The organism is Arenibacter amylolyticus (genome assembly GCF_002150785.1).
Taxonomy (GTDB): domain Bacteria; phylum Bacteroidota; class Bacteroidia; order Flavobacteriales; family Flavobacteriaceae; genus Arenibacter; species Arenibacter amylolyticus.
In genome coordinates, this window is sequence record NZ_MTAZ01000004.1 from 410,268 (window position 1) to 421,284 (window position 11,017).

Genomic DNA, 11,017 nt, shown 5'->3' on the forward strand with positions numbered 1-11,017 from the left:
ACATTTGTAGCGTTGGGCTCTTTAGGTGGATAAAATGAATACCTGGGTTTTGAGAAAGGGACCTTAATTTGTAATTTTTTGTGGCCATAAAGGACTAATAGCATATTAAAAAAGGATTCATGGAAAAAAGTTTGCCTTTACAGCATCTGATCAGCTTTAATAAGCTGTTACAGCGTTATGAAGAAATGGCAAAAAGTGAAGATCACTATTTAGCTGAAAGGGCGAGGTATATTCTAGACTTACAGGCTCCCTATCCGGAGTTAAGGGAGGGATTTACAGATATTTCCCTTCTAGAAAAACATAGCGAGTTAATAGGCTTGTTATTGCAGGATACCTTTTCTCCACTTCTTGGCGATAACGAGATAAAAGCGGCATCCCTTCCCTATAGTGAGGTGATTTTTAATGCCAGCAATCGCTTTAAAAGAATTCTAGAAGCTGCAGGCCCTGAGTACCACCCTAACTTGGAGAATTTGGAGGATGGGATAAGCTACATCATGTCCTGTGTGGTTATCCTTAATTTTTACTATGGATTCCATATCGATTTTAAACGGCCCTTTTTTTATAACATTCCAGATGCCAATGGGGTAATGCGGCATTATCGCATCTTATATAATGCAGAATTTATAGAGATTATTCCCAATGGCACCCCCATAAAAATTACCCAAGAGGATGTGGATCAATTGCTGGTCAGTATAGAGGATCTAGAACAATGGAAGAAAAAGATTCCTCCCCACAGTTTTATAAGCAAGGGCTTTGTAATTTCCAATATGTTTGATGTGACTGCAGAATATGCCATATCGGAAATTAAATCAAACTTAATAGTCAAGGATTATAAGAATAATTTTTTGGAGGAGGTAGAGCCTATCTTTAAATCTCTCTTTAGTCTTCCTGGCTTGCAGTTGGGGTATGTAAAGTACAACCCAAAATTAGCGCAATTTGAGAATGCCTATTTTGATGGAATCAAAAGCTTTATTTTACAGAAAAAAGACCACGAGAACTGTGGTACCTCCTTGTGTATGCAATCCTATAAAAAATTACTTCGGGAGAGTAAGCTGTTTGTGATTTCAAATGTGGAGCGGGCCTATAAGGGCAGTGGAGGAATTGCCCCGTATAAAGCTTTACACGATCAAAATATTAAAAGTGCCCTATTGGCACCCATAGCAAAAAAAGGGCGACTCTTGGGGGTGTTAGAACTGGTGTCCGATAAGGTAAACGACCTAAACAGTGTAAATGGACAGAAATTGGAGGATATTATGCCTTATATAGTGTCTGCTGCACTGCGTGCCATAGAAGAGGAGGAGAATTTGATCTCTGCAGTAATCCAGAACGAATGTACCTCGGTGCATCCATCCGTCTCCTGGAAGTTTCGGGAGGAGGCACAACGATTTGTAAGGGAGAAATTCCTGGGCAATAATCCTGTTTTTAAGGAGATCGTTTTTAAGGATGTACACCCTTTATATGGGCAGATAGACATCAAAAACTCTTCCCAGCTAAGGAACGATGCCATTCAGCGCGATTTAATGATTCAGCTATCGGAAGTGAAAAGCGTTCTTTCCTCGGCCTTAGAAGAAAAGAAACTCCCTATCATTGAAGAATTGCTGTTTAGGGTAATCAACCACTTGGATGATATTAAAGAATCGTTGCACACAAATAGTGAACAGGACATCTTAGATTTTATCACCCATGAAATTCACCCGGTTTTTGAATTTTTATCCAAAAAAGAGGGCTTGTTAAAAGAAAAGATTCTGCGTTATCAATCCCAGATCGATATGGGGATAGGATCCTATTACGATCATCGTCGCAATTATGATGAGAGTGTAACCCTTATAAATGAGAAACTGGCGGCTATGTTAGATAAGGGGCAGAAAGAGGCTCAATTGATGTATCCTCATTATTTTGAACGCTATAAAACCGATGGCATTGAGCATAATATCTATATAGGGGAAGCCATTTCCGCCGAAGGGAATTATAATCAACTTTATTTGAATAACCTAAGGCTATGGCAGTTGCAAATGATGTGTGAACTGGAAAATGCCCATTATAGGTTAAAACCGGAGTTGGCCGTAAAATTGGATGTTGCCTCCCTTATTTTGGTCCATAGCAGTTCCATGTCCATTCGGTTTAGGATGGATGAAAAGCGTTTTGATGTGGATGGCACCTATAATGCACGCTATGAGATTGTTAAGAAAAGAATTGATAAATCTAATGTGAAGGGTACGGAGGAACGATTGACGCAAGCTGGTAAATTGGTCGTTGTATATTCGCAAAAACAGGAAGAGATAGAGTACCTGCGCTATATAGACTTCCTTACCTCTAAGGGGTACTTTAACAGTGAAGTGGAAATTGTGGAGCTAGAAGGAATGCAAGGAGTTCCAGGTCTTAAGGCAATTCGTGTCGGTATTCTATACCAACCGGAAAAGAAAAGCAATAAGACCTATACCTACCAAGAGCTCCTACAGGAATTAAAGACCTAGGTAGGAAGCTCGATAATTTTTTCGGGTCCAAAAAATTTCAATGCCACGAAAAAAGCAATCACAGAAAGAATCATACCAATCATAAAGATGGTATAGGTCCACCTAAGTAGTTTGTATTTTCGATCCAAAACTACCCCCAAAAAGTATAGATCCTTGGTAAGGGAGTTGTATACATACTCCTGGTCTTTTATCAGTTCTTTCATGGCCCATTCGTAATCTGGGAGTTTCATTTTATGGAAGTTTCCAAAAAATAGCAGATTAACCCTTTTTTGCTCCACATCCTCTTTGGTAAACTCCCCACTGGTTACATTGGGTCTTGTAGCCATAATGGACATTACCATGGAAATGATGCTGAACAGCACAAAAATTGCCGACGGATAAATGAGGTAGTCATTGCTGGGATTGTCCAGTTTGGGCATTAGGTTGGTCAGCAAAAGGGAAATGATAATTGCGTTTACAGAGAGTAGAATATTGGCTTTGGTATCTGCAATATCACTTAATTTTAAATGGTTGCGCATGGTTACCCGATACATGGTCTGTATACCGCGTTCCGGACTTTTATTTTTTAAATTAACCTTCAGCTTTTCTTTTTTGGTCCTATTTTTTTGCTTAGTCCTTTTCTTAATTAGGGACTTAAGGTTATCGTCCTTGCCCTTCTGCCAATTTTTCTTCGCATAGCCGGTATAATAGCGGTGTTCTGTGGTGAACAACTTGATGTTTTCCTCGGCCCAATCCTCGGGGGAAAAGTGGGCGATTCCCAGATTGGAAAGTTCTTCGCGTAGCAATTCGGAGGTCTGGGTATAACTGCCACTGCCCAAATGGGAAGAATCTGCGTCGCGGATAATTTCTTCCGATAAGGTGCTTGGTTCATGATTGCGTTTGGTAGCTTTTATTAAAGAAACTACCTTCTTTATACCCGATGCAGGATATTTTTTTTCCTCTAAAAATTTAGTGGCAATGGCAGAACTTTTTTCCTCGTGATCCTCATGGCCTTGGGTATAACCAGTGTCGTGCAACCACGCGGCCAAAGTAATCGCTTCATTTTCTTTTTCATCCAAGTCAAAAGCTTCTAGCAATTCTTTAGTATTTTTAACAACTCTTTGGGTATGGCGAAGATTATGGTACAGATAGTCCTCACTTAAGCGGGTTGTCAATAAATTTGTAACAAAATCTTCTGTATCTTTAATTAGGTCTGGCATATCTTGACTATATAGCACCCAAATTACAAAATTATGTTATCTGTTTTTATCCGTTTGAACAAAGTTTTTGCACTAATCACTATTCTATTGCTTTTTTGGAGCTGTGCTACCTATGAATCAAAGTACAGATCAATGGAGGCGACCAAGGATGTACCCAATTCCAAAGAAATTTCCCATACCTTTTATTTGATAGGCGATGCGGGGCTGTCGCCTATCAACGGAATGAATCCCGTCCTTAAGGCATTTAAAAAACAAATGGACAATGCTCCCAAAAATAGCACGGCCATTTTTTTGGGAGACAATATTTATCCGGCAGGATTGCCAGATCCCAAAGATTCCACAGTCGCTTATAGACGGGCAAAAAGCCATCTGGATGCGCAGTTGAATGCGGTGCGGAATTACAAGGGACGGGTTATCTTTATTCCTGGTAACCACGATTGGTATACCGAAGGCCTAGTAGGACTAAAAAGGCAGGAGAAGTATATAGAAAAAAGCCTTGATAGAAAGGATTCCTTTATTCCTGAAGACGGATGCCCCATTGAAAAAGTCGAAATCAATGACGACGTTATGGTGGTTGCCATGGATACCTATTGGTATTTAACCAACTGGGATAAACGTCCGTCCATAAATGAAGACTGTGAAATTAAGAGTAGGGAACATTTTTTTGAGGAGCTGGAAAGCTTGATAAAAAAGAATGCGGGGAAAACTATTATTTTAGCCATGCATCATCCCGTTTTTAGTTATGGTCCGCACGGAGGTCAATTTACCTTGTACCATCAGTTTTATCCTAAGAAAAAGGCGGGTCCCTTACCCGTGTTGGGTACCTTAATTAATCTGTTTAGGAAAACTGCTGGGGTCTCCTCCGAGGATATGCAGAATAAAAGGTATAGAGAATTAATAAGAAGGGTTACCACACTTTCCCAATATGCAGAAAAGGTGATTGTTGCCTCTGGTCACGAACATTCCCTGCAATATATCATAGAAAAGAATACGCCACAGATCGTAAGTGGTTCCGGAGCAAAGTCGGGGGCGACTAATTTGTTGAACGGGAGTGAGTTCTCTTCTGGTAGAAGAGGGTATGCGCGCTTGGAAATCTACACGGACGGTTCTTCTAGCGTTAGATTTTTTGGGGTGGATGACAACGCTAAAGAAGAGTTTCTTTTTGCCGCTAACGTGTATCACAGGGATACCACGATGAACCAGAACATCTATCCAGATCAGTTTCCAGAGAAAGTGGAAGCCTCCGTATATACAGAAGAGGAAATAAAGAAAAGTGGCTTGTTTACCGCCATTTGGGGTGATCGATATCGCAAATATTACGGAACAAAAGTTTCTGTGCCTACGGTAGCGCTAGATACCTTGTTTGGTGGATTACGGCCCGTGCGTAAAGGAGGAGGACATCAGTCCAAGTCCCTTAGATTGGAAGATGCCCATGGGAAACAATATGTAATGCGGGCAGTGCGTAAAGAAGCAGAAAGGTACCTCCAGGCCATGGCCTTTAAAGATCAATATATCATTGGGGAGTTTAAGGATACCTATACGGAGGGCCTCTTGCTAGATTTTTATACCGGAGCCCATCCCTATGCGCCTTTGACTATTGGGACCCTTGCCGATGCTGCTGGTATTTATCATACCAATCCCCACTTATTCTATATTCCCAAACAGCCAGCCCTAAAGGATTTTAATTCAGAATTCGGGGACGAACTCTACCTTTTGGAAGAGCACGTATCCAAGGGCCACAAAGATTTGGAAAGTTTTGGAAAACCAGACCACATAGAAAGCACCTACGACTTTCTGAATAAATTGCGATCGGATGAAAAGTATAAGGTAGATACGGATATGTATATTCGCGCAAGGTTATTTGATATGGTCATTGGAGATTGGGACCGTCACCAAGATCAATGGCGTTGGGGAGAATTTAGGGACGAAGAATCTGGGGAAGTACTCTTTAAACCGATTCCCAGAGACAGGGATCAGGTGTATTCCATCATGGGCGATGGTATTCTGATGAATATCGCCACTAGGATAGTGCCTCCATTAAAATTAATGGAAGGCTTTAATGAGAATATAAGAAGTGTAAAGGGATTTAATTCCAGCCCCTTTTCATTGGATATGACAGTACTTAATAGTTCTGTGCGAGAACAATGGGAGAAACAGGTTGCTTATTTAAGGCAAAATATTACGGAGGAGGTCATAGACCGCTCCCTGATGCACTTCCCCGAAGAAGTACGGGACAACACCCTGCAACGGATTAAAAAAGTGTTGTTGTCTAGATTGGAACAATTGCCAAAAGTTGCGGACGATTATTATAGAGCGCTCAATAAATATGTTGTAATCGCCGGAACGGATAAGGACGATTGGTTTCAGATAGAGGTGCTGGCAGATGGAAATACGCACATTAAGGCCTATAGAAATATTAAGGGTGAAAAGAAGAAGCTTTTTTATAACAAGGTTTTTGACAAGCGAATTACCAAGGAAATTTGGATCTATGGCTTGGGAGATACCGATATTTTTGAGGTGGATGGCCATAAGGACAATGCCATACAAATAAGATTGGTTGGGGGCAACGGAGAGGATACCTATAAAATTGGCGATATCCGAAAGGTGGCCGTCTATGACTATAAAAGTAAAACCGACAAGTTTGAGGTAGACAATGCGGTAAAGATAAGATTGACGGATGATTATGAGCTAAATACCTACGATCCTTTAAAGCTGGTTAATACCCAAAACCTACTAGTGCCCACCGTAGGCTATAATCCCGATGATGGCATAAAAATAGGATTGAGCAATACCTTTACTCATTACGGATTTAGGCAAAACCCTTTTACCGCACAGCACACAATCACTGCCGCTGTTTATTTTGCAACCAGTGGACTAGACGTCAGTTATTCAGGGGAATTTGCCCAGATTTTTGAAAAATGGAATTTCGGGGTGGATGCCAGGCTTACGAGCCCCAATTTTAGCACCAACTTTTTTGGACTGGGGAATACTACGTCAAATTTTGACGACGAGTTGGGCATGGATTACAACAGGGTGCGGTTGCAGAACCTACTTTTCTCTCCCTCCCTAATCTGGCGAGGGAAATTGGGAGCAAGTTTTAAAGTCGGACTTTCCTATGAGCAAATAACTGTAGAGGAGACCAACGGCCGATTTGTAAATGAATTTTATGTGGAGAACAACGAGGAAAACAGCAATGAGTTTATGGGGGTCAGTGCCAAATACCACTATAGCAATTCGGACAACACAGCCTTCCCAACACTAGGGATGGCCTCCTCCTTGGAAATAGGGGCGAAATCCAATTTACAGGAAACGGATAGGAGTTTCGGGTATGTTATTCCCAGCCTGTCCCTGATACATAAATTGGTGCCTAATGGCAGGGTGGTTTTGGCTACCCAATGGAAGGCACATTTTAATATAGGGAATGGCTTTGAGTTTTATCAAGGTGCCAGTATTGGTGCCAACGATGGCCCTAGGGGGTATAGAAACCAACGATTTATTGGGAAAACGGCCTATTTTCAGAATACGGACCTTAGACTGCAACTAAGGAAAATGAGAACGGGACTAATGCCCATAGCTTTGGGAATGTACGGTGGTTATGACTATGGTCGTGTATGGCTATCCGGTGAAAACTCTAATAAGTGGCACCACTCCTACGGTGGCGGAATATTTCTGAATGGGGCCGATGTGCTCTCGGCCAGACTTGCCCTATTTACCTCGGAGGAAGGCGCCCGACTCTCTTTTGGAATCGGGTTTGGATTCTAAGACATTCTTAAGGGTGGTGGTTTATGCCGGTGAAGGTGTACAGAAGTAACTAATGCAACCGAAGTTTTTATTCCATATCGGCCAGCTTCCCCCATCAAGGGGAAGTGGCTCTTTCCCTACCTTGGTAGCTATAAGCTGTTAATTATTATTTATAACACCGACCAATGGTTGGTTTTGGATTAATTATCGGTCAGAGCACTGCTGTTCTTCATAGACAGCTTGTTTACCACATATTCACCCAAGTCTGTCCCCTGATCATATCCAAGCTCTACAGCGCTTCTATAATGGATGCCTCCATACAGTCTGCTTGCAGCTGCTTCCTCCGCTGCATGGATAAAAGATTTAAAGCTTCTAATGGGGAGACCAAAGGGTACCTCCGTGTCATCATCAAATGCGAAGTTGTCACCAAAAATTGCGGTCAGGGCGGTTGCTGCAGCACCTGAAACTACCGAGTGACCACTGGTATATTCCGGAAAAGGAGGGGTCTGGAGTACCGGAATCCAGTTTTCATCTATGTATTGGTTTATCAGGGTCTCGGGACGGATAAGGTTACTGCGGTACTTCTCATCCCAACAACTGATGAAGGCATCGGCGATGGCCATCGATGTTTTGGTATAGGCGTAAATGGTTTGGGCAAAATCTGCCTCTGTCATTTTACAGGCAATCTTAGTGATACCGATCCAGTGCGCTCCAGGGGATATTTTTTTGGTAGCAAACATAAGATGGCCTCTGGTTACCGATACATAGGGATTACAGTCCCAGAATTGGGCAATGGCTATTTCTTCGGAATCGTCTCCTTTCTGGGTGATTTCATTACTTATTTCATAGACTTCCATTACTTCCTTGTAAAAGTCGGAGTCCTTCTCCATAGAGAATTCCGGGGCTGCGACGGGCGTAAATTGGTTGGCAGAGTCTAGTGTAAAGGGTCTTATCTTTCCCCAATGAGGCTCAATCCCGTCCATATAGGCCGGTGGGGTGGGTTGCCACCTAGAGGGATCGTCCGTATCTACCGTGTACTTTTGCATGGTGCGCGTCTGGTTGTAATTATCCTTATTCATCCACGCTGCAATATGCTCTGCAACTTGAAGCCCGTAGGTTTTGGATGCCTTAAATAGTCTAGGGTTTTTTGTTTCCCATTGTTGGTATAGGCTATCCCTATAGGCAAGAAGGTCTTTTTCCGAAAAAATTAATCTTCTACTCAGCTCCATATGGGCAACTAAGGAGGACACTTCATAGTTTATAGGGGTCTCTGCTTCTGGCTGGGGAATGGCGGTAAGGTCTGTTACCTGGCCTGCCAAAGAATTATATTCCACATGGTCTAGGGCCATAATCTCATAGGCGGCAATATTGGGGTAGGCAAATATCCTGCTAGCTACCGGAGGAGAGAATATGTCATGAACCATTATATCCGTCACCGTTTGGATAGATTGGTGCAAGTCTTCGGCACTAACTAGTATTGGTTCGTTATTATCCTTACAGGATAGAAGCCAACAAGCTATAATAAGTAATAAAAAACGCTTTGTCATAGATGGTTAATTTTGCCCGTGCCTCAATAGGGGGCATTTATAGTTGGGTTGTTATTTTGACTTTCAAAAATACATTAATTTTATAAACCACGATAGATGTGGATCTTAGAATATATTTAGGTTGGTCAGATTCATAATTAGAGCTCCAGGACCTAATAGTATTGATAACCATCAGGGAGAGCTTTGATGAGGGGGAAGATATGTATAAAGGATTTTCATAAAAACGGCTTATTTTAAGTGACAGATGGGATAAATACCAAGAAGTCACAGGCTATTTCTAAATAATCCAATATATTTATCCATTCAATTCACAAAACACTTACTAACGATGATCGGAATCATATCTTTTGTTGGCTTTACGCTTCTAGTGGCCATAATAGCATATTTGGCAACCCGAAAAACCGATGAGACTTCATCGGACGGATATTTCTTAGGAGGTAGAAGTTTAACAGCTGGCGTGATTGCGGGTTCTTTGTTGTTAACCAACCTTTCCACAGAACAAATAGTGGGGCTAAACGGGAGTGCCTACAAGGATGGGCTGTCTGTAATGGCTTGGGAAACCTTAGCAGCGATTGCCATGGTGGTGACCGCTATTTTTTTATTGCCAAGATATTTAAAGGGCGGGCTTACTACTATTCCACAGTTTTTAGCGAAACGCTTCGACGTAACTACAAAGACCATAACATCTGGCTTATTTCTTACCGGGTACGTAGTGGTGCTACTTCCAGTGATCCTTTACTCTGGCTCGGTTGCTATTAGCGGTATGTTTAACGTGCCCGAATTGTTGGGGGTGTCAGATAAAACCGCCTTGGTGATGTGTATTTGGGGCATTGGGATTATTGGCTCTATCTATGCCGTATTTGGAGGATTAAAGGCCGTTGCGGTTTCGGATAGTATCAATGCCATCGGTCTGATTGTTGGTGGGTTGTTGATTCCTGTTTTTGGGTTGATGGCTATTGGGGACGGAAATGTATTAGCGGGTCTGGATAATTTAATGACTACCAATGCGGATAGATTCGATTCTACCGGAGAACCTGGACAGGAAGTGCCTTTCTCCACTATTTTCACCGGGATGATGTTGGTGCAGTTATTTTACTGGGGTACCAACCAGCAGATTATACAACGCGCCTTGGCAGCGAAAAATTTAGCAGAAGGACAAAAAGGCTTGTTGTTGGCCTCGTTTCTTAAGATTTTGGGGCCGTTAATCCTAGTATTGCCGGGAATGATAGCCTATCACTATTTTGAAGGAGGTTTGGAGACCAGTGACCTTGCTTATCCCGAATTGGTAAGGGCAGTACTTCCAAAACCACTGGTAGGGTTCTTTGCTGCCGTTCTTTTTGGGGCCATCCTAAGTTCTTTTAACAGTGTGCTTAATAGTTCGGTTACCTTATTTGGGATCGATATATACAAACAACATATTAGACCCGATGCCGAGGAAAAGACCGTAGTTAAATACGGAAAGGTCTTTGGCGTGTGTTTGGCTTTGGCAGCTATGTTTATTGCGCCTATGATTGCCAATGCAGGAAGTCTGTTTAACTACCTACAGGAAATTAACGGTATATACAGTATTCCTATTTTAACAGTGATCGTGGTGGGGTATTTAACCAAAAGAGTGCCTTCTATCGCGGCCAAAATCGGAATATTTTCAGGGTCAATTTTATATATCATTAGCCAGTTTTTTCTTAAAGATCACTTTGTGGAAAAAGCTATATCCGCAGCAAAAGAATCGGGTATTACAGATGCAAGTGCCTTAAGATTAATAGAGGCAGAGGCCTATCCGCATTATTTGCATATCATGGCCATTTTATTTGTAACCAATGCCGTAATTATGCTCCTCATTGGTAAATTCTACCCAAGAAAAGAGCCATTTAAACTAGAATATACCCAGCAGGTATCCATAGAACCCTATCGCTATTTATACCCTGTAGGTATCCTTATTTGCGTTATAGTTATCGGAATCTATATTTATTTCGCCAAATAAAGCTTAAGTTTTCCAGGGGAAACTTTTACCGCTGTTTACTAATATACAGGGAGTAGCCTAGGACAGAGGGCCTGC

General features: G+C 41.9%; 5 protein-coding genes. 3 read left to right on the forward strand and 2 right to left on the reverse strand.

The annotated features are described in order from the left end of the window. Window positions 1-119: 119 nt before the first annotated feature. Window positions 120-2,474, forward strand: coding sequence for a GAF domain-containing protein (locus BV214_RS02535; protein ID WP_086475893.1), 2,355 nt, complete (start codon window positions 120-122; stop codon window positions 2,472-2,474). Here the strand turns inward: BV214_RS02535 and BV214_RS02540 are convergent. Then, a complete protein-coding gene (locus BV214_RS02540) occupies window positions 2,471-3,673 on the reverse strand; it encodes a Pycsar system effector family protein (RefSeq protein WP_086475894.1) in 1,203 nt (400 codons plus the stop codon). The two genes, BV214_RS02535 and BV214_RS02540, sit on opposite strands and share 4 nt — an antisense overlap. A 132-nt stretch (window positions 3,674-3,805) precedes the next feature. Between BV214_RS02540 and BV214_RS02545 the strand changes: the two genes are divergently transcribed. Next, on the forward strand, window positions 3,806-7,435 hold the full coding sequence (locus BV214_RS02545; protein WP_245806733.1) for a metallophosphoesterase: 3,630 nt from the start codon (window positions 3,806-3,808) through the stop codon (window positions 7,433-7,435). A gap of 179 nt (window positions 7,436-7,614) precedes the next feature. On the opposite strand, the gene BV214_RS02550 is transcribed toward BV214_RS02545, so the two are convergent. Beyond that, window positions 7,615-8,961: a vanadium-dependent haloperoxidase gene (locus tag BV214_RS02550; protein WP_086475896.1), complete on the reverse strand. Its 1,347-nt coding sequence runs from the start codon at window positions 8,959-8,961 to the stop codon at window positions 7,615-7,617. Window positions 8,962-9,289: 328 nt separating this feature from the next. Here BV214_RS02550 and BV214_RS02555 point away from each other — a divergent pair, with 328 nt between their 5' ends. Continuing rightward, window positions 9,290-10,942 (forward strand): solute:sodium symporter family transporter, encoded by a 1,653-nt coding sequence (locus BV214_RS02555; RefSeq protein WP_086475897.1) that lies wholly within the window; start codon window positions 9,290-9,292, stop codon window positions 10,940-10,942. The last annotated feature ends 75 nt before the right edge of the window (window positions 10,943-11,017 follow it).